The organism is Flavobacterium glycogeni (assembly GCF_048286775.1).
GTDB lineage: Bacteria > Bacteroidota > Bacteroidia > Flavobacteriales > Flavobacteriaceae > Flavobacterium.
Genome location: NZ_JBLVPV010000030.1, coordinates 18458 through 38790 on the forward strand (window position 1 = coordinate 18458; position 20333 = coordinate 38790).

At 35.5% G+C, this 20333-nt stretch carries 18 protein-coding genes; 13 read left to right on the forward strand and 5 right to left on the reverse strand.

The window, feature by feature from the left end:
• Positions 1-26: 26 nt before the first annotated feature.
• From serS to ACNQGX_RS16640, 3 genes are all read right to left on the reverse strand, one after another.
• Positions 27-1298: a serine--tRNA ligase gene (gene serS / locus ACNQGX_RS16630; RefSeq protein WP_417978116.1), complete on the reverse strand. Its 1272-nt coding sequence runs from the start codon at positions 1296-1298 to the stop codon at positions 27-29.
• 235 nt (positions 1299-1533) lie between these two features.
• Positions 1534-2073 (reverse strand): DMP19 family protein, encoded by a 540-nt coding sequence (locus ACNQGX_RS16635; protein WP_417978118.1) that lies wholly within the window; start codon positions 2071-2073, stop codon positions 1534-1536.
• A gap of 113 nt (positions 2074-2186) precedes the next feature.
• The gene (locus ACNQGX_RS16640; RefSeq protein WP_417978120.1) at positions 2187-2357 is read right to left on the reverse strand and encodes a hypothetical protein; all 171 of its coding nucleotides are present in this window, start codon (positions 2355-2357) and stop codon (positions 2187-2189) included.
• Positions 2358-2612: 255 nt separating this feature from the next.
• Here ACNQGX_RS16640 and metG point away from each other — a divergent pair, with 255 nt between their 5' ends.
• The 8 genes from metG to ACNQGX_RS16680 all read left to right on the forward strand — a co-directional run bounded on the left by metG (position 2613) and on the right by ACNQGX_RS16680 (position 10971).
• Positions 2613-4673 (forward strand): methionine--tRNA ligase, encoded by a 2061-nt coding sequence (gene metG, locus ACNQGX_RS16645; RefSeq protein WP_417978122.1) that lies wholly within the window; start codon positions 2613-2615, stop codon positions 4671-4673.
• A gap of 12 nt (positions 4674-4685) precedes the next feature.
• Complete coding sequence (locus ACNQGX_RS16650) at positions 4686-5582, forward strand: DMT family transporter (RefSeq protein ID WP_417978124.1); 897 nt, start codon at positions 4686-4688, stop codon at positions 5580-5582.
• A gap of 36 nt (positions 5583-5618) precedes the next feature.
• Entirely contained in the window at positions 5619-6305 is a 687-nt protein-coding gene (locus ACNQGX_RS16655) for an HAD family hydrolase (RefSeq protein ID WP_417978126.1), read from the forward strand.
• Between the two features lie 233 nt (positions 6306-6538).
• On the forward strand, positions 6539-7798 hold the full coding sequence (locus ACNQGX_RS16660; protein WP_417978128.1) for an OmpA family protein: 1260 nt from the start codon (positions 6539-6541) through the stop codon (positions 7796-7798).
• Between the two features lie 211 nt (positions 7799-8009).
• The gene (locus tag ACNQGX_RS16665; RefSeq protein WP_417978130.1) at positions 8010-8645 is read left to right on the forward strand and encodes a CatA-like O-acetyltransferase; all 636 of its coding nucleotides are present in this window, start codon (positions 8010-8012) and stop codon (positions 8643-8645) included.
• A 45-nt stretch (positions 8646-8690) separates the two neighbouring features.
• Entirely contained in the window at positions 8691-10103 is a 1413-nt protein-coding gene (locus ACNQGX_RS16670; RefSeq protein ID WP_417978132.1) for a hypothetical protein, read from the forward strand.
• A gap of 130 nt (positions 10104-10233) precedes the next feature.
• Entirely contained in the window at positions 10234-10752 is a 519-nt protein-coding gene (locus ACNQGX_RS16675; RefSeq protein WP_131914494.1) for a ferritin, read from the forward strand.
• A gap of 51 nt (positions 10753-10803) precedes the next feature.
• Positions 10804-10971, forward strand: coding sequence for a hypothetical protein (locus ACNQGX_RS16680; protein ID WP_417978134.1), 168 nt, complete (start codon positions 10804-10806; stop codon positions 10969-10971).
• Between the two features lie 175 nt (positions 10972-11146).
• On the opposite strand, the gene ACNQGX_RS16685 is transcribed toward ACNQGX_RS16680, so the two are convergent.
• Entirely contained in the window at positions 11147-11479 is a 333-nt protein-coding gene (locus ACNQGX_RS16685; RefSeq protein WP_131914496.1) for a single-stranded DNA-binding protein, read from the reverse strand.
• Between the two features lie 216 nt (positions 11480-11695).
• Here ACNQGX_RS16685 and ACNQGX_RS16690 point away from each other — a divergent pair, with 216 nt between their 5' ends.
• From ACNQGX_RS16690 to ACNQGX_RS16710, 5 genes are all read left to right on the forward strand, one after another.
• Positions 11696-13225 carry a carbon-nitrogen hydrolase family protein gene (locus tag ACNQGX_RS16690; protein WP_417978136.1) on the forward strand — a complete coding sequence of 510 codons (1530 nt, stop codon included), beginning with the start codon at positions 11696-11698 and terminating at the stop codon, positions 13223-13225.
• On the forward strand, positions 13222-13572 hold the full coding sequence (locus tag ACNQGX_RS16695) for a hypothetical protein (protein ID WP_417978138.1): 351 nt from the start codon (positions 13222-13224) through the stop codon (positions 13570-13572). The genes ACNQGX_RS16690 and ACNQGX_RS16695 overlap by 4 nt, the downstream gene beginning before the upstream one ends.
• A gap of 103 nt (positions 13573-13675) precedes the next feature.
• Entirely contained in the window at positions 13676-16000 is a 2325-nt protein-coding gene (locus ACNQGX_RS16700; RefSeq protein WP_417978149.1) for a M28 family peptidase, read from the forward strand.
• Positions 16001-16160: 160 nt separating this feature from the next.
• Positions 16161-16964, forward strand: coding sequence for a Rossmann-fold NAD(P)-binding domain-containing protein (locus tag ACNQGX_RS16705; protein WP_417978141.1), 804 nt, complete (start codon positions 16161-16163; stop codon positions 16962-16964).
• Between the two features lies 1 nt (position 16965).
• Complete coding sequence (locus tag ACNQGX_RS16710) at positions 16966-17889, forward strand: DMT family transporter (RefSeq protein ID WP_417978143.1); 924 nt, start codon at positions 16966-16968, stop codon at positions 17887-17889.
• 69 nt (positions 17890-17958) lie between these two features.
• On the opposite strand, the gene ACNQGX_RS16715 is transcribed toward ACNQGX_RS16710, so the two are convergent.
• Positions 17959-20022 carry a M13 family metallopeptidase gene (locus tag ACNQGX_RS16715; protein WP_417978145.1) on the reverse strand — a complete coding sequence of 688 codons (2064 nt, stop codon included), beginning with the start codon at positions 20020-20022 and terminating at the stop codon, positions 17959-17961.
• Positions 20023-20333: the final 311 nt, after the last annotated feature.

Sequence of the window (20333 nt, forward strand, 5' to 3'; positions counted from 1 at the left end):
CTTATATGACTTATATGTTAAAATTTTTAGTTTATAATATCAAACCCGCAATACGGACGTAAAACCTCAGGGATTACGATTCCTTCAGGAGTTTGGTAATTTTCTAAAATTCCAGCCAAAACTCTTGGCAAAGCCAATGCGCTTCCGTTTAAGGTGTGTGCCAATTGGTTTTTTCCGTCTTTATCTTTGAAACGCAATTTCAGACGATTCGCTTGAAAAGTCTCAAAATTAGAAACTGAACTGATTTCTAACCAACGATCTTGCGCCGTAGAAAACACTTCAAAATCATACGTCAAAGCTGATGTGAAACCCATATCGCCACCACAAAGACGCAATATTCTGTAAGGCAATTTCAATTCCTGCAAAATACTTTTTACATGTTCGACCATTCCGTCCAAAGCTTCGTATGATTTATCCGGATGCTCTACACGAACAATTTCGACTTTGTCAAATTGATGCAAACGGTTTAATCCACGTACGTGCGCTCCATAAGAACCTGCTTCACGACGGAAACAAGGCGTGTAAGCCGTAGTTAAAACTGGCAATTCATTTTCGTTAAGGATTACATCACGAAACAAATTCGTCACTGGAACCTCAGCCGTTGGAATTAAGTATAAATCATCGGTTTTATCATGGTACATTTGCCCTTCTTTGTCTGGCAATTGTCCCGTTCCATAAGCAGATGCTTCGTTTACCATGTGTGGAACCTGAACTTCATTATACCCTGCAGCAGTATTTTTATCCAAGAAATAATTGATCAAAGCACGTTGTAATCGTGCTCCTTTTCCTTTATATACCGGAAATCCTGCACCCGTGATTTTTACTCCAAGCTCAAAATCGATGATGTCGTATTTTTTTACCAATTCCCAATGCGGTTGTGCGCCTTCGTGCAAAACTGGAATCTCCCCTTCTTCAAAAACATTTAAGTTTTCCTCCGGCGTTTTTCCAACAGGAACAATATCAGCAGGAAGATTGGGTAACGTATATAATTTTTCTAAAAGTTCTGCGGCAAGTACATCAGCCGTTTCGGCTAATTTTTTGCTTTTTTCTTTATTTAAAACTGTTTTTTCTTTTAGAATTGCGGCTTTAGCTTTCTCGCCAGCTTTCATCAATTCGCCAATGTCTTTGGATAATTTATTAGATTCGGATAAAATTCCGTCTAACTCCACTTGCGTAGCGCGACGTCTTTCATCCAGTTGTACCACTTCTTCAACAACACTTGTAGCATCGATGTTTCTCTTTGCCAAAGCGGCGATTACTTTTTCTTGATTCTCTCTAATAAATGCGATTTGTAACATAGCTTGATTTTTTTAACGCTAACTTATATAATAATGGAAGCAAATTTAAGGAAATGTTTGATAGAAATGAGGGAAAGTTTATCCAAAAGTCGCAAGTCTTAATGTCTTAATGTCAAATGCACCGATTATTGCCCGATTATTATTGCATGTGATTTACAATCAATAGAATAAAGTGAGTAACCAACTAAACGCAATAAGAATGAGACTTATAAGACTTGCGACTTTTGACTTTAAATTACTCTCTTTTAATCTCATGACCCACAAATTCTTCTATGGTTGCAAACATGTCGTCTACAGAAAGGACTTCAAAATCTGGGTGGGTTTTTAAAAAAGTAGCATTCAACGTAACCAGGTTCTCTTCTATTTCGAAAAAAGTGTCGTTGTTGAGCAAATCTCGGATAGGATTTACGCCTTCCAATTTTCCTTTCAGGAATTTATTCAGCTTTACACTGCTCATTAATTTTACTTTTTTGGATTGTTGTTGGAACAATTCCAAATGTTTTTCGGCGCCAATTAATGCCAAACCTTCTTCGATTAATTCGTTTAGTTCTTTATCCCAACCCGAATTGTATACAAATTGAGCAAAATTCCCGTCCGTATATTGCGACGTATAATAATCTAAATAATAACTCATCAAAGCATCTTCGTGAATCAAATCATCATTAACTCCTTCCTCACGCATTAAGTTGATTACCGAAATATTAGAGTGAATCACATCTTGAAGATTTTCACTGTTCATTGCTGTTTCTGAAATAATTATTCTACCGAATTCCATAGGTTTTGTGTTTGAATATGTGCTGCAAATTTCGGGTAAAATAGTAAAGAATCGAAATGTTTTTTTTTAGCCACGGATTACACAGATTAGCACAGATTGATTAGCGTTACCATTTAACTGACATCAGATTCGTTACTACTCTTTTTCTGATTCATTTTTGTAACTAAAGCTTTCAAACGCATGGCTTTTTCTTTTTTTTCCTCCTGAAGTTTAGCCTTTTTTCGATTTAGCAATTTGGTATGTAAAGCCTTATTTTTGGTATTTTTTTCGGGTCCTTTTGCCATAATTTAATATCTACTTTAATTACGTTTACAAATATAAAAAAAGCCACATTAAAAACACAACGATAACAAATTGTGTTTTTATACAATCATTCTTTTTATCATGATTCCCTAGCCCCGATAGCAGTGAAAATCCTTTTTCTAAACGCTGTCAGGGTTCAAAACCCTGACAGCGTTGAAAAAGATTGCAACGGATAGCGGGAAATAGCTTCAAATAAAAATTCTATTGCTTATTTTTGCACTCAATAAAATTGAATCATGATACAGAATCCAAAAAGATATACGATTACAGCGGCATTGCCGTATACAAACGGACCGATTCACATTGGCCATTTGGCGGGTGTTTACGTGCCTTCGGACATATATTCCAGATATTTAAGATTGCAGGGAAGAGACGTTTTGTTTGTTTGCGGAAGTGACGAACACGGCGTGGCGATTTCGATGAAAGCCAAAAAAGAAGGCATTACGCCACAGGAAGTAATCGACAAATATGACGGAATCATTCGTAAATCGTTCTCTGATTTTGGAATTTCGTTTGATAATTATTCCAGAACTTCAGCTAAAATTCATCATGATACGGCTTCGGAATTTTTTAGAAAACTGTATGACAAAGGTGATTTTATCGAGGAAGTGACCGAGCAATTGTATGACGCAAAAGCAGATCAATTCTTAGCAGACCGTTTTGTGGTTGGGACTTGTCCAAAATGTGGCAACGAAGAAGCCTATGGTGACCAATGCGAGAAATGTGGTTCTACGCTGAATGCTACGGATTTGATTAATCCAAAATCGACAATTACGGGAGAAACTCCTATCTTGAAATCAACGAAACACTGGTTTTTGCCTTTGGACCGTTATGAAGATTTCTTGAAAGAATGGATTCTTGTTGGACATAAAAATGACTGGAAACCCAATGTTTACGGGCAAGTAAAATCGTGGATTGATGGTGGGTTAGAGCCTCGTGCAGTAACTCGTGACCTCGATTGGGGAATTGACGTTCCCGTTGAAGGCGCCGAAGGAAAAAAATTATACGTGTGGTTTGATGCGCCGATTGGCTACATTTCTTCTACGAAAGAATGGGCTTTGCGCGAAGGAAAAGATTGGGAACCGTACTGGAAAGATCAGGATACAAAACTGGTTCACTTTATTGGGAAAGACAATATTGTTTTCCATTGCATCATTTTCCCGGCGATGTTGAAAGCCGAAGGAAGTTATATTTTGCCGGACAATGTGCCTGCAAATGAGTTCTTGAACTTGGAAGGAAATAAACTTTCGACTTCTAAAAATTGGGCAGTTTGGCTACACGAATATTTGGAAGACTTCCCGAATCAGCAAGATGTTTTGCGTTATGCTTTAACCTCGAATGCGCCGGAAACGAAGGATAATGATTTTACCTGGAAAGATTTTCAGGCAAGAAATAACAATGAATTGGTGGCGATTTATGGGAATTTCATTAACCGTGTCGTGGTTTTAACCAATAAATACTATAACGGAATCGTCCCACAACCCAATGAACTTTCGGAAGTGGATGAAGCGACTTTGACCGAATTAAAAGCCTATCCCGCTGTGATTTCAAGTTCTCTGGAGCGTTACAGATTTCGTGAAGCCTTGAGTGAATTGATGAATGTGGCGCGTTTAGGAAATAAATATTTGGCGGATGAAGAGCCTTGGAAAGTCATCAAAGACAATCCGGAGCGCGTACAAACACAAATGTATGTGGCGTTGCAAATTGCAGCTGCGTTGAGTTCACTTTGCGAACCGTTCTTGCCCTTTACAGCAAAAAAACTATCAAGAATTCTAAAAATAGAAAGTCCATTAAACTGGAATACTATTGCTCAAAATTCTGATTTGATTCCGGCTGGACATCAAATTGGCGAAGCTGAATTGTTGTTTGCAAAAATTGAAGACGAAGAAATTCAGAAACAAATAGACAAATTAGAAGCAACTAAAACTGCGAACAAAGCGGAGAATAAGGTTGCAGAGCCTCAGAAAGAATTAATTCAGTTTGAGGATTTTGCCAAAATGGATATCCGTACAGGAACGATTTTGGAAGCAGAGAAAATGCCAAAAGCCAACAAGCTTTTGATTTTGAAGGTAGATACTGGAATTGATGTTCGCACCATTGTTTCTGGAATTGCCGAGAGCTTTAAACCAGAAGACATTGTTGGAAAACGCGTGACTGTTTTAGTGAATTTGGCTCCAAGAAACCTTCGTGGCGTAGAAAGCCAGGGAATGATTTTGATGACTACGAATGCTGAAGGAAAGTTGGTTTTTGTAAATCCCGATACGGATGGCGTTGCCAATGGAGAGACAATCAATTAAGGAAATTATAAAATGAAAATAAAAAAGCCGCAATTAGCTTTAATTGTTGGAATACTCTGCATTTCGATTTTTCCAATATTGATAAAACTTCGGTTAACTCCCGGGCTGATTTCGGCTTTTTATAGAATGGCAATTGCAGCAACTTTGCTATTGCCTTATGTCATTATTACAAAAAAATTCAAGCTTCCAACAATCAAGCTGTTAATTCCTGCCATAATTTGCGGAATTTTATTTGCCTCAGATGTTGCTGTTTGGAATATTGCCATCCAAGAATCTAGCGCTACTCAGGCTTCACTGCTTACTAATTTATCGCCGCTTTGGGTGGGAATTGGTTCGTTTCTGTTTTTAAAAACAAAACCCGCCACTAATTTCTGGATTGGAACTCTAGTCTCATTATTCGGAATGATTATGCTGGTTGGTTTCCAGTTTTTCATCGAACTGAATTTTAACACCGCTTTCCTTTTAGCCGTATTATCGGGTATTTTATACGCTATTTACTTACTGGTCAGCAAAAAAGTGCTTTCCAAAGTGGACGTGCTTTCGTTTATGACTATCAGCCTAATCTCTTCAAGTATATATCTAGGAATTCTCTGTTTAATGTTAGGAGAGCCTTTTTCTGGATTTTCCGATGCTGGCTGGCTGGTCTTATTGGTCCAGGCAGTCGTTTGCCAACTATTAGCTTGGTTATCGCTCAGTTATGCCACACAACACATGCGAGCCACACGAGTGTCTTTGAGTTTGCTGGGCCAAGCCGTTTTGACTTCTATTTTAGCTTGGTTATTTATAGGTGAAAAAATAACAATCCAAATGATTATTGGAGGAATTATTTTACTTTTGGGAATCCGAATTACCTTTTATTCGAAAACAATTTCAATGAAGAAAGTTTTTTCCAAAACAGCGGAAAGTTAAAAGGAAAATCTCAATTATTATCAAAATAAAATAAAAATGGAACTAAAAGTAATTGCTTTCGACGCCGATGATACCTTATGGATCAACGAAACGTATTTTGATGAAACCGAGAAGAAATTCTGTGGTTTAATGGAAGATTATTTGTCCCATCAAGGAATTTCGCAAGAACTTTTCAAGGTCGAAATCGATAATCTCAAATTGTACGGCTACGGCATCAAAGGGTATATTCTTTCAATGATTGAAGCGGCGATGACTATTTCGAACAATACACTTCCTATAGAAATCATTGAAAAAATCATCCAATACGGAAAGGAATTACTGGAGAAACCAATTGTTTTATTGGATGGTGTAGAAGAAACTTTAGAAGCTTTACACGGAAAATACAAATTGGTTGTGGCCACCAAAGGCGATTTATTGGATCAACGCCGAAAACTGCACAATTCTGGTTTGGGTCATTATTTTCACCATATCGAAGTGATGTCAGACAAACAAGAAATTGATTATTCTGATTTAATCAAACGATTGGAAATACAACCTTCCGAATTTTTTATGATTGGCAATTCTTTAAAATCGGATGTTTTACCGGTTTTAGCCATTGGCGGACATGCTGTTCATATTCCGTTTCATACGACTTGGGCACACGAGAAAATAGACCATAAAGTAGAACATGATAATTTCAGTGCTTTCGAAAAAATAACTGAAATTTTAAAAAAATTGGAATAAAACGGACTGTTTTAAACCTCTTTGATCATTAATTACAGAATTTTCAACCAAAAACACTTGAATTTAAAGTTAATATTTTTATATAATCTATAAAAATAATGCAAAATATTGCTAAAAGCGTTATTCCTAACTCGATTTACAGAATTAAAACTAATTCTTACATAATTAACTGTTTAAAATTTCTCATCTAACAATATGTCTTATTTTTGCATAAAATTTAAAACAATAAAATTATGAAAAAAATCATACTTACGTTGGTTTTTGCTTTGGCAATTACAACTTTGAGTGCTCAAACAGAAACTGAAAAAAGCACAGAAACTGACTTTAACAAATGGTCTGTAGAATTAGCTGGTGGTTTTAACAAACCACAAAGACCGATGACTACAGGTTACAACACAACATTGGTAAGCCCTTACGTTGTTGATTTAGGAGTTCGTTACATGTTTAACAACAAATTCGGTTTGAAAGCTGATCTTGGTTTAAACAGTTTCACAGGAAAAAAGGAATCTGTTGATTTCGACACTAAGTACTACAGAGTAGACTTACAAGGTGTAGCTAACTTAGGAAGAATCATGAGTTTTGAAACTTGGACCAATAGAATTGGTTTGTTAGGTCATGCTGGTTTCGGTTTAGGAATGTTAGAAAGAAAAGAGCCTTCTTACAAAAAAGACAGAGTGGGTAATTTCATGGCTGGTATAACTGGTCAAATCAAATTAACTGACAGAATTGCTTTAACAGGAGATTTTACAACAATTCTTAATGCGAAACAAAACCTTGCTTTTGATGGCGCTAGTTCATCAAGTACAAGAGGTTTCGGTGGAATTCTTTTTAATGGTACTGCAGGTATAACAGTTTACTTAGGTAAAAATGTAAAACATGCTGACTGGGTTCTTGACAATGAAGACAGATTCAATGTTATCGACAACAGACTTACAGCTATCGAAACAAAAATGCTTGATGCTGACAATGATGGTGTTGCTGATTACTTAGATCAAGAGCCAAATACTGCCGCAGGTGCAATGGTTGATACTAAAGGAAAATCAATTGATAAAAACAACAATAAAGTTCCTGATGAAACAGAAGCTTACATCTTGAAAAATTACGCTGCTAAAACTGGTGATACTGGTGTTGTATACGACAACGAATTGATCAAAAGTTTAATTAATGGTGGTTATGTTGCGGTTTATTTTGATTTTGACAAATCTACACCTACTAATGTTTCTACAGAAGGAATTGATTTTATCTTAACCTATTTAAGAAACAATCCATCTGCTTCAGTTGATATTAGTGGTCATGCTGACGAATTAGGAAGATCTGCATACAATGATAAATTATCTAGTGCAAGAGCTAACAATGTAAAAAACACTTTAGTGAAAGCTAAAATTGACGCATCAAGATTGAATGTAATTGCTGCTGGTGAAGATACTTCAGTTGATAAAACTTCAGAAAATGCAAGAAGATTAGTTAGAAGAGTTACTTTCATAGTAAAATAAGCTACTTTTTTATATCATAAAGCCCTAAAGGAAATTTCTTTTAGGGCTTTTTTTTATGCCTGTTATTCCCAGTTTTATCAAAAACTTTTTTGAATATCACTGAATTACAAACATCAATTTTCTGGTTTGTTTACGACAAAAGTAAAATAAAACAAATTCAAGGTTCAAAAGAATAACTGTATTTTTGAACCATAAATAAAATTACAAACTCTTGAAAACACTTTTAGATATAGAGAACTGGTCTAGAAAGGAGCATTTTCATTTTTTCAGACAATTTGAAGAACCCTTTTTTGGTGCCACTGTAGAAATTGATTGTACCAAAGCCTATGCAACCGCAAAATCGCTGAACGTTTCCTTTTTTATCTACTATTTACACAAAACGCTGGTTGCAGTCAATACTACCGAATCATTTCGCTACAGGATTTCGGATGACCAAATATATATTTATGACCAAATTAATGCTTCTGCAACTATTGGCCGTGAAGATGGCAGTTTCGGATTTTCTTTAATCGAATACAATTCTGATTTTGCTGTTTTTACTGCGACTGCATTGGCGGAGATTGAAAGAATACAAAACACGACCGGTCTTTTCACCCGAACATTTACGGATGATAATGTAATCCATTTTTCGGCGATTCCGTGGCTGGATTTCACTTCGTTATCGCATGCCCGAAGTTATACTTTCCCGGATAGCTGCCCGAAGATTTCTTTTGGAAAAATGAAAATTGCTGAAAACGGCAAGAGAACCATGCCAATGTCAATTCATGTACATCATGGATTAGTAGACGGCTTACATTTAGGACAATTTGTAGATTGTTTTCAGGAATTGATGAATCGTTCGTTATAAAATTATTTGTTAAAATTTCGGAATGATTTTTGTAGGTAAAGCTATATGAAAAAATCTTTACTCTTCTTGCTACTGATCTACAAATCAGCATTGTTTAGTCAAACAGCATTGACTTCCTATCCTTTAGATTTAAAAAAATATGAAGAAAACAATCAGATTTTAAATGCTGAAAACACAGTAACACATGATGTTTTTTCCTTTATAGCAAACACGCAAAATATTACTATTTTAAAATACAATAGCGCTTTGTTCTTGACCAATCAATATACTGGTTCGTTCTTAAATTTAGAAAACAAATCAATAATTGGATATAGTTTTAGCGAAGATGGAAATCCAACTCTTTATTGGTCTTCAATGGATTTTAATGAAATTATAGTGATCAAATATTATTTAGAAAACAAAACTTTTAAGGCTTTAAAATTTAGATTTCCTTCTTCAAATCATTATGTTATAACATCTTATCAGAAGGATAATTTATTCTATATCCTTTCTAAAAATCTATCAGAACAAACTTTAACTCTTTATGCTTTTAAAAACGAAAGAGCTGAAGAAAAAACATTTGATTTTTCAGACTTTCTTTTTCAAAATAAAAACACACAAAGAATATCTTTTAATAAAGTTATTGAAGCCTTTCCTATTGAAAAAATGGAAGTTGACGATTACAATCCGTTATTCAAAAGCACGCAGAAAAGCAAAGTTTATATGCTCAATGAGCGCATTATCCTAACATTAGATCACAATCCTAAAAAAACACAAGTCTTTAATCTTAATTTTAAAAATCATACTATAACCGAAAAAAACTTCGCTCAACCAATTCCAAAAAAAGCAGCGCGATCATCAAACTCTTTTTTTTATGAAAACAAAATATTTCAGGTTAATGCCAATGTAGATGGGCTTTTATTTGATGTAAAAGACTATGATTCTGGCTTGACTATAAAAAACATTACTGTTTCTAAAAATGATACCATTCTTTTCAAAAACTCCCCATTATTAATACAAAGAGAGAATGGAAGGCCAAAAGAATTAAACAAAACGAAAAAATTCCTGCAGTATTTGTCTAATTTAGATATTGGCGTATCGGTTTTTAAAAACAAAAAACGCACTTTAATTACATTTGGAGGAACTCCAAAAAATGATTTTGTAGATCATTATTCAAGGAATAATGTCAGTTTTGGACAATCCGATGATGAATTTGAGCAAATGTTTCCGCAAAATAATTTTTCACCAAACATTCATACGGAAACTGTTTTTTTTGAAAGTAGCTGGGACAAAAATTTTGAGTTTAACAATCAGGAATCACCACCACTTGCTATTGATAATATTTCCTATTTTTTAAGTCAGCATAAAGAAGTGACTTTAGAAAATATAATAAAATTTAAAAATTATTTTATTTTGGGTTACTACGACAGTGCCACAAAAGAATATGTTATGCGTAAATTTGAAGATGGATATAATTGAATATAAATCAACTTAACTGAAATATTTTTTAGCGAGAATGCTTAAATTTATTCCAAATGCATTATGTTTTCACGGTTTCAAAAAAAAGGAAATGAATTATTTTTTGTAACTTTACTTAAAACATACTGCCATGCTATCAAAAAATATAGAACACGCGCTGAACAATCAGATTCGAATTGAAGCTGAATCATCCCAAACCTATCTTTCAATGGCTTCATGGGCCGAAACTCATGGTTTGGAAGGAATTTCAAAATTTATGTATGCACAATCCGATGAGGAGCGTACACACATGCTTAAGTTGGTGAAATATATAAACGAGCGTGGCGGTCATGCTCGAGTTTCTGAATTGAAAGCACCAAAAACGAGCTATGAAACCTTCAAAGAAATGTTTGAAGAACTGTACAAGCATGAAATTTTTGTTTCTGATTCGATTAACGAATTGGTTCACATTTCCTTTTCTGAAAAAGATTATGCCACACACAACTTTTTACAATGGTACGTAGCCGAACAAATTGAAGAAGAAGCGCAAGCTAAACTTATTTTGGATAAAATAAACCTAATTGGTGATGATAAAGGTGGTTTGTATTTATTTGACAGAGATATTCAACAGCTGACTTTAAACAGTGCTACATCTAAAGGCTCTAAATAGCGAAACACTCTTTAGAATAAATAGTGTAACTTGATTTTAATGCTGCCGAAATTGAGTAAAAAGGATAAAAAGAAGGGAAAGAAAAAGGATAAAAAAAAACTCCTTAAAAACGGATCTGCTAAAGAAAACCTCAAGTCCGAATGCTGCGAAAAATATAAAAAAGGGGAAGACAAGCGCTGCAAAAATTGCCCTAAGTTTGATTTACGCAAAAAAAAATAGTGGTCAGTTCCCGATAGCTATCGGGATAGTCGCAGTCCACACTTTAGTTAAAAAAACCATCGATGATTATCGATGGTTTTTTTGTTTGGTTTTCAGTCACAGTTTACAACATTACAACAACTGCAAACTAAGACCGAAAACCGGGACTGTCCCGATAGCTATCGGGAACTGAATACTATTTCCCTAAAAGCATTACCTCATTGACCACTACTTCGGTAACATAGCGTTTCTCGCCATTTTTATCATCATAACTTCTATGGGTCAATTTCCCTTCAACGGCAATTTCTTTGCCTTTAGTAACATATTTTTCTATGATTTCAGCCGTTTTTCCCCAAGCCACAAGTTTGTGCCATTGGGTTTCTTCTACCTTTTCTCCTTTGTCGTTTTTATAGCTTTCATTTGTCGCTAATGTGAAATTGGCTAATTTTTTTCCTCCGTCAAAAGTTTTGATTTCCGGATCATTTCCTACGTGTCCAATTAACTGTACTTTGTTTCTTAATGTGCTCATGGCGTGTAAAATTTAAATGTTAGTGTATATAAATTATTTATTTTTTTATTGACATTGCTATTGACATTGCAATTGTTTTTCTTTCAAATCAACATTGCAAAGATGCGGTGACTTTCAAAAAGTATTCGGTTACTAACTGTTTACTTTCGGTTGTAACTATTTGTAAACGTTTGTAAATGGAAAAATTTAATTATATTTGATGGAAATCAACTTCTTATGCAAGCCAAAATAAAAAAAGTAGAATTACGAAATCTAGAATTTGACGACTATAAGCAGTTAAAAAAATCTATGGTGGAATCCTACCCAGAAATGGCAGATTCGTATTGGAAAGAACCAGATATTGAAAGATTACTTGGTCTGTTTTCAGAAGGACAATTAGTAATTTTAGCCGACGGAAAAGTGGTGGGCGCTGCACTATCATTAATTGTAGCCGAAATTTTAGTTGATAAAAATCCTAATTACGCTAGAATAACAGGAAATTATACTTTCTCGACGCACAATCCAAAAGGGGAAATATTGTATGGAATTGATGTATTTATTCATCCGGATTATAGAGGTTTACGGCTTGGCAGACGATTGTATGATGCCAGAAAAGAATTGTGTGAAAAACTGAACCTAAAGGCTATCGTTTTTGCCGGAAGGATTCCAAATTATAACAAATACGCCCAAGAACTGACTCCGAAAAAGTATATCGAAAAAGTAAAACTAAAAGAATTGCACGACCCTGTGCTCTCCTTTCAGCTGAGCAATGATTTTCACGTGATGAGAATAATGAAAAACTATCTGGCAGGAGACATCGATTCCAAAGAATTTGCTGTATTATTAGAATGGAACAATATTTATTATGACGAAAGTCCACAATTAATAAATACCCAAAAAAGCATCATCAGACTTGGATTAATTCAGTGGCAAATGCGTCCCTTAATAAACTTAGAAGCTTTATTTGAACAAGCTGAATTTTTCATTGATGCCGTATCCGGTTATAAAAGTGATTTTGCCGTTTTTCCGGAGTTATTTATCGCCCCGCTTATGGCTGATTACAATCATTTAGCTGAACCTGACGCCATTAGAAAGCTTGCAAAATATGCAGATCCCATTCGCAAAAAATTTCAGGAATTTGCCATATCGTATAATATTAATATCATTTCAGGAAGCATGCCTTATTTAGAAAATGGCACGTTGTACAATGTTGGGTTTCTTTGTAAAAGAGACGGAACCTCTGAAATGTATTACAAGATTCACATCACTCCAAATGAAGTTTTGCATTGGGGAATGAAAGGTGGCTCACAAATTAGAACTTTTGATACTGATTGTGGAAAAATAGGCATCATGATTTGTTATGATGTTGAGTTTCCGGAAATGGCGAGATTAATGGCCGATGAAGAAATGAATATTTTATTTGTACCGTTTTTAACCGATACACAAAGTGGTTATGTAAGGGTAAGACACTGCGCGCAAGCCAGAGCTATAGAAAACGAATGTTATGTGGCCATTGCCGGATGTGTCGGGAATCTTCCAAAAGTAAACAATATGGATATCCAATATGCACAAACCGCACTTTTTACACCTTCGGATTTTGCGTTTCCAAGCACAGGAATAAAAGCGGAAGCAACTACTAATACTGAAATGACTTTGATTGTAGACGTGGATTTGAATTTGCTTAAAGAGCTTCACGAACATGGAAGCGCCAGAATCTTAAAAGATCGCAGAACAGATTTGTACGAAATTAAAAAAATCAATCCATGAATAAAACCTGCTTAGAATGTGGAGAGAAAATTGTAGGCCGCGAGGACAAAAAGTTTTGCAGTGACGGCTGCCGTAATGCCTACAATAATAAAATAAACAAAGACAGCACTAATTTTATGCGCAACATCAACAATAAGTTACGCAAGAATTACCGTATTTTGTCAGAGCTTAATGTTGAAGGAAAATCAAAAACCACTCGGGCAAAACTCCTGAGCAAAGGTTTCGATTTTGAATTTTTTACCAATATTTTACAAACCAAAACTGGAAATACCTACTATTTCCTGTATGATCAAGGCTATATGCTTTTGGACAATGATTATTATATGCTAGTCAAAAAAGACATTTAAATACCACAACCCCAAACCTATCTAACCAAAAATGAAAAAAGATTATTCCTCAATTTTTGCCAGTTTATTTCTCCTAGGAATTCTAGGGCTGATTTACTTTACCATGATGCCGCATTGGACTTCAGATGAAGAAGGCTCTCTTTCTGACTTTTCGACCAAAAGAGCTTTAACCCAAGTCGAAGCCATTTCAAAACAACCCCATTATGTAGGTTCCAAAGAACATGAAGTGGTTGCTAATTATCTCGTAAAAGAGCTGAACAAGTTAGGACTGGAAACTTCCGTTCAGGAAGGATACACCTTAAGCGATTGGGGAAATTTGGCACAATCAAAAAACATACTGGCTCGAATAAAAGGAACTTCTAACTCTAAAGCTTTGTTATTGCTGTCCCATTATGACAGCGCGCCACATTCCTACTCCAAAGGGGCAAGTGACGCAGGTTCCGGTGTAGCGACAATCCTGGAGAGTGTTCGTGCTTTTTTATATTCCAAAACCCCTCATAAAAATGACATTATCATTCTGTTTTCAGATGCAGAAGAATTAGGATTAAATGGCGCAGCACTTTTTGTAACCAAACACCATTGGGCAAAAGAAATAGGCTTGGTGCTTAATTTCGAAGCGCGTGGTTCGTCGGGACCCAGTTATATGTTAATGGAAACTAACAAAGGAAATGCCGGATTAGTAAAAGAGTTTGCTGCCGCAAAAACGACTTTTCCAGTTTCAAATTCCTTGATGTACAGCATTTATAAAATGTTACCCAACGACACCGATTTGACCGTTTTCAGAGAACAAGGCAATATTCAAGGGTATAATTTTGCTTTTATTGATGACCATTTTAACTATCATACCGCTCAGGATGACATCAATCATTTGAATAAAAATACGCTTGCACATCAAGGCACCTATTTAATGCCGTTATTGAATTATTTCTCAAATGCCGATTTAAATACGACGCAAGCCAGCGAAGATTACGTCTATTTTACCATTCCGTATACTTTTATAAGTTATCCTTTTAGCTGGGTTTTACCAATGGTGGTAATCGCATTGGCACTATTTATTTTCCTGTTGTTTTTAGGAAAAGCCAAACGTATTTTATCATTCCGCGAAATTGGAAGAGGATTTATACCGTTTTTAAGTTCTCTGATCAGTATTGGGTTAATTACTTTTTTTGGTTGGAAAGCTTTGCTGATTTTGTACCCGCAATACAATGATTTGCTCAACGGATTTACCTATAACGGATATGCCTACATTGCGGCATTTGTGCTTCTGGGTTTAGCGATAACGTTAGCATTTTACAACCGTTTTTCTGCCAAGAAAGTGACCATGAACCATTATGTAGCACCATTATTTATTTGGATTGTGATTAATGGAGCTTTGGCTTTTAGTTTACAAGGAGCAGGATTCTTGATTATTCCGGTTTATTTTGGATTATTTTTATTTGCTGCATTTATCATTACCCAAAAATCCCGTAAAATATTAAGTCTCGCTTTTAGCATTCCGGCTTTGATAATCGTAGCGCCTTTTATCCAGATGTTCCCTATTGGTTTGGGATTAAAAGTGCTGTTTGGAAGTGCTATTCTTACTGTTTTGACCTTTGGATTATTGTTACCTGTTTTTGGGGCTTTCGCCAAAAAAGGAATCTGGTCTTTAGTATTTTTTGTGCTTGCTATTGGCTTTTTTGCGAAAGCACATTCCGAATCAGGTTACGAATATGGGAAAGCCAAATCAAACAGCTTGTTGTATGTCTACAATGCCGATACGGACAAAGCCAATTGGGCAACGTATGACACCAATCTTGATTCCTGGACCAAAGGCTATTTGGGTGAAAACCCAAAAGAAGCAACCGCTTTGAATGAAACACCATTGTTCAGCAAATACAATTCTGGGTTTACCTATGCTGCCGAAGCTCCTAAAAAAGACATGCTGAAACCAAGTATAGCATTTCTGGAAGACCGAGTGGTTGGTAATCAAAGGTATTTGAAAATAAAAATTTCCCCGAATCGAAACGTCAATCGCTATGATATTTTTGCCAATGAAAAAATGGCTATTCATAATTTCAAAGCAAATGGCGTGACCACATTAGGTCAGAAAAATTCACTTTACCAACGAAAAGGAAAGAAAATATTGAGTTATTATGTCGTTGGAAACGCACCTTTAGAAATGCAGTTCAGCGTAAATGCCTCAACGGTTTTTGATATGGAACTAATGGAAAGCTCTTTTGATTTATTGTCGAACCCTTTATTTGAAATAACAAAAAGAGAAAACTGGATGATGCCAACGCCTTTTGTGCTGAATGATGCTGTGGTCATTAAACAAAAAATAAAGCCAAGTCCGGTAGTGGTTGTAAATACTTTGGATGCTGCTATTGCAAATCCTGTTGTAAAAGATAGTTTGACAGTTGTGAAAGACAGTTTGAAAAAACCACAATAAACTAAGTCATTACAAATTATGATGAGATATAAAAAAACACTACTTCTCAAAGGTCACAAATTGTGACCTTTGAGAAGTAGTATTAAAATAACATAAGGAAATATGCGGTCACAATTAGTGACCACATAAAATTTAACTGAATTGGTTACAAAAAATAAAAATGACAAAAATTAGTATTCTGGGTTGTGGTTGGTTGGGTTTGCCTTTGGCGAAAGCCTTAGTTTCAAAAGGGTTTTCAGTAAACGGCTCGACGACTTCGGAAGAGAAATTAGCGGTATTGGAAAATGCAGGAATTAAGCCTTTTTTAATTGCACTTTCAGAAAATAAAACTATTGGAAATCTAACTGGTTTTCTGGAAAATACTAAAATTTTAATCATCGATGTTCCGCCGAAACTTCGCGGTTCAGAGACAGAGAACTTTGTTTCCAAGATTAGAAATGTGATTCCGATTATAGAAAAATCATCTGTTGAAAATGTGCTTTTCATCAGTTCGACATCGGTTTATAATGATGACGATACGTTTGTTACTGAAGAAACAATCCCGAAACCGGATACTGATAGCGGCAAACAATTATTGGAGACCGAACAGCTTTTGCTAAGCAATAGCAATTTCAAAACTACAGTATTGCGTTTTGGCGGTTTAATTGGCGAAGACCGTCATCCGATAAAATTTCTGGCTGGCCGTGAGAATTTGGACAATCCGGATGCACCAATCAATTTAATTCATCAGGAAGATTGCATCGGTATTATTCTAAAAATCATGGCATTGAATGCTTGGAACCAAACTTTTAATGCGGTGACTCCTTACCATCCTTCGCGAGAAATTTATTATACTCAAAAAGCTATGGCTTTGAATTTGGCTTTGCCAAAATTCAATCATGAAAATAATTTTGGCGGAAAAATAATTCTGAGTGATACGTTAGAAAACATTTTAAATTATACTTTTACTAAACCAAATTTATAATGTGAGAACTAAAATTAAGAATGCTTTTTCGTCTAAAATTAATGCCATTGGATTACCTATTTTGGCTTTATGCTGGGTCAGTTTTTTTTGGGGAACTACTTGGATTGCGTCAAAAGAAGGCGTAAAACACATGCCGGCTTTGCAACTTGCTGCCATTAGACAATTCATTGGCGGATTGCTGTATATTTCCTTTTTCTTGTTCAAAAAAACACCTTGGCCGCAAGGAAAACAATGGAAAACCATTGTTATTTTAAGCATCCTTAATTTTGTTTTGAGTAACGGATTAAGCACTTGGGGCGTGAAGTACATCAGCAGCGGACTGGGAGCAATCATAGGAGCTATTGTTCCTTTATGGATTGTAATCATTACTTTTTTTAGAGGAGAACGATTGGCACGATTAACGGTTATTGGTTTAATTATCAGTTTTGGTGGCGTCTGCGTTATCTTTTACGATCATTTGAGTGATTTTATAATTCCTGATTTTAGATTTGGGATTATACTGTCATTAATCGCAACCTTAACTTGGGCATTTGGTTCATTATATACGAAGAAAAAAGCAGCCAGTTTTAATCCGTATTTTAGTTTGGGACTGCAAATGTTTATATCCAGTATTTTACTTTTTGCGTACAATGGAGCAACAGGAACTTCAGTTAGTTTGAGTGCTATTCCAGCAATTTCGTGGTGGTCGATTGCCTATTTAGTTATTTTTGGTTCGGTACTTACTTTCATTGCCTTTATCTATGCACTTCAAAATCTTCCTGCTGAAATAAGCAGTATTTATGCGTATATCAACCCAATTATAGCCGTGATTTTAGGCGCTGTGATTTTTGGTGAAGTACTCAATGCAGCCATTGCCATAGGTGGTGGAGTTACGTTGTTTGGATTGTATATGGTGAATTATTCGTTAAGGAAAGGAAGGAAATAAATTATTGATAAATCAAAAAAGTCCCATCTGACAGTATCAAATGGGACTTTTTTTATGCTAAAATGATTCTTACCAGATTCTTACACGTTTTTCAGGCGCAATATACATTCCGTCATTTGCTTTGATATCGAACGCTTTATAGAACGTATCTATATTTTGCAAAGGAACATAAGCACGGTACATTCCTGGAGAATGCGGGTCTGTTTTTACTTGGTTTTTCAAGGCTTCATCACGCATTTTTGAACGCCAGATAGTCGACCAAGAAATGAAGAAACGTTGTTCTGGAGTATATCCGTCGATTAATCCTGGATTTCCGTTTTCTTTCAAGTACAATTGTAAACCATCATAAGCAGCATTTACTCCACCTAAATCTCCAATGTTTTCACCAAGAGTAAATTTACCATCTACAAAAGTTCCCGGAATAGGCTGCAAAGCGCTGTATTGAGCCGCAAGTGCTCCCGTTAAAGCAGAGAATTGTTTCAAATCTTCAGCCGTCCACCAGTCTACTAAGTTTCCGTCAGCATTGTAACGTGATCCTGAATCATCAAAACCATGTGAAATTTCATGACCAATAACACCTCCAATTCCACCATAATTTACCGCTTCGTCCGCTTGATAATTGTAAAAAGGCGGTTGCAAAATTGCTGCCGGGAATACAATCTCATTATTTGAAGGATTGTAATACGCATTTACCGTTTGCGGAGACATTCCCCATTTTTCTTTATCAACTGGTTTGTTCAACTCAGCAATATTCTCATTGAAACGCCATTGAGACATATTTTTAGCATTTTCAAAATACGTTCCGCCTTCTTCCGGACTTTTAATCGTCAAGGCTGAATAATCTTTCCATTTGTCAGGATAACCAATTTTAATTCTTGATTTATGTAGCTTAGCAAGCGCGCTTACCTTTGTTTCTGCAGACATCCAAGACAAATTATTGATTCTGTTTTCGAAAGCTGAAAATATATTTTTGATCATTTTCTCCGCTTTGGCTTTGGCTTCAGCCGGAAATTTTTTCTCTACATATAATTTTCCTAAAGCTTCTCCAACCGCTCCGTTGATGGTTTGAAGTGCTCTTTCGTCACGTGGTCTTTGACTTACTGCACCCGTTAACGTTCTTCCGTAAAACTCCCAGTTTGCGTTTTCAATTTCAGTTGACAATTGGCTGGAAGCCCTGTTCAACAAACTCCAACGCATGTATGCTTTCCAGTCTTCTACTTTATTTTCTTTAAAAATAGCTTCTAAAGCGGTCATGTATTTTGGTTGCGATACAATAACGGTATCTACTTTTGCCAATCCAATTTTTGTGAAATAATTATTCCAGTTGATTGATGGAGTTAATTTACTCAAATCACTCAATGTCATTGGATTGTAAGACTTACGACGGTCTCTGCGTTCCACTCTGTCCAATCTTGGTTTAGACATGGCAATTTCGAGAGCCAGGATTTTTTCAGCATTCATTTTAGCAACTGCTGGTTTATCACCAAGGTATTGCAACATTTTAGCAACGTGTAAAACATATTTAGCTCGTTTCTCTTTGGAATCGGCATCTTCAGAAACATAATAATCTCTGTCTGGCAAACCTACGCCTCCAGGACCTAAATTAATCACGTTTCTACTACTGTTCTTTGCATCAGTTCCTACGCCGGCACCCATAAATCCAATGCCGCCAAACGGTTCCATCTCAATCATTAATGCTTCTAAATCTTTGGCGTTTTTTACCGCGTCTATTTTTTTCAAGTACGGTTTCAAAGGCGCTATACCCAACTTATTTCTTCCAACGGTATCAAGAATAGATTTGTATAAATTAACCGCTTTGCCTTGATCTGTATTCGATTTATAACTTGGATTTGTTGTGGCTTCTTTTAGAATTGCCAAAGCATCAGCGTCTGTTTTTTGGCGCAATTCATCAAAACTACCCCAACGGGTTCTATCAGCTGGAATCTCCGTATTATCCAACCAAGTTCCATTCACATAACGAAAGAAATCATTACTGGGCTTTACGTCCTTATCCATGTAATTAACATTGATTCCCGGTTCTTTAGCTGCCGGAGCATTCTGTGCTTGACTCACCGCAAAACCCATAATTGCAGGAATCACAAAAAGCAATTGCTTATTGCTGGTTTTTTTCATTTTTTTTTAGTTTTTTAGTTACCTTAACAAAGCTATTAATAAATAATTTGATTTTTAGTTAAAATCTATTATTTACGAATACATCTTCATTTGACTCTAAAATTTCTAAAAGGTTTAATCAAAACGAGTATTAATTTCATGTCCTTTATTTCGAAGGAATCTATCTGAACTAAGTATTGTGTTAGTTCAAACGCATTAAAAATTGAACCACATAGATTCTGTGTTGATTTCCAAATAAATCTATATTTTTTTTATACTTTTGTTTTTAAGTCAGTCATAGAACTAGACTCTATAGCGTGTTTAAGCCGTTT

What these genes read in the sequence shown, in the direction of transcription:
- serS (WP_417978116.1), bottom strand. Translation starts at nt 1,298, where the DNA reads ATGTTACAAATCGCATTTATTAGAGAGAATCAAGAAAAAGTAATCGCC.
- ACNQGX_RS16635 (WP_417978118.1), bottom strand. Translation starts at nt 2,073, where the DNA reads ATGGAATTCGGTAGAATAATTATTTCAGAAACAGCAATGAACAGTGAA.
- ACNQGX_RS16640 (WP_417978120.1), bottom strand. Translation starts at nt 2,357, where the DNA reads ATGGCAAAAGGACCCGAAAAAAATACCAAAAATAAGGCTTTACATACC.
- metG (WP_417978122.1), top strand. Translation starts at nt 2,613, where the DNA reads ATGATACAGAATCCAAAAAGATATACGATTACAGCGGCATTGCCGTAT.
- ACNQGX_RS16650 (WP_417978124.1), top strand. Translation starts at nt 4,686, where the DNA reads ATGAAAATAAAAAAGCCGCAATTAGCTTTAATTGTTGGAATACTCTGC.
- ACNQGX_RS16655 (WP_417978126.1), top strand. Translation starts at nt 5,619, where the DNA reads ATGGAACTAAAAGTAATTGCTTTCGACGCCGATGATACCTTATGGATC.
- ACNQGX_RS16660 (WP_417978128.1), top strand. Translation starts at nt 6,539, where the DNA reads ATGAAAAAAATCATACTTACGTTGGTTTTTGCTTTGGCAATTACAACT.
- ACNQGX_RS16670 (WP_417978132.1), top strand. Translation starts at nt 8,691, where the DNA reads ATGAAAAAATCTTTACTCTTCTTGCTACTGATCTACAAATCAGCATTG.
- ACNQGX_RS16675 (WP_131914494.1), top strand. Translation starts at nt 10,234, where the DNA reads ATGCTATCAAAAAATATAGAACACGCGCTGAACAATCAGATTCGAATT.
- ACNQGX_RS16685 (WP_131914496.1), bottom strand. Translation starts at nt 11,479, where the DNA reads ATGAGCACATTAAGAAACAAAGTACAGTTAATTGGACACGTAGGAAAT.
- ACNQGX_RS16690 (WP_417978136.1), top strand. Translation starts at nt 11,696, where the DNA reads ATGCAAGCCAAAATAAAAAAAGTAGAATTACGAAATCTAGAATTTGAC.
- ACNQGX_RS16695 (WP_417978138.1), top strand. Translation starts at nt 13,222, where the DNA reads ATGAATAAAACCTGCTTAGAATGTGGAGAGAAAATTGTAGGCCGCGAG.
- ACNQGX_RS16700 (WP_417978149.1), top strand. Translation starts at nt 13,676, where the DNA reads ATGATGCCGCATTGGACTTCAGATGAAGAAGGCTCTCTTTCTGACTTT.
- ACNQGX_RS16705 (WP_417978141.1), top strand. Translation starts at nt 16,161, where the DNA reads ATGACAAAAATTAGTATTCTGGGTTGTGGTTGGTTGGGTTTGCCTTTG.
- ACNQGX_RS16715 (WP_417978145.1), bottom strand. Translation starts at nt 20,022, where the DNA reads ATGAAAAAAACCAGCAATAAGCAATTGCTTTTTGTGATTCCTGCAATT.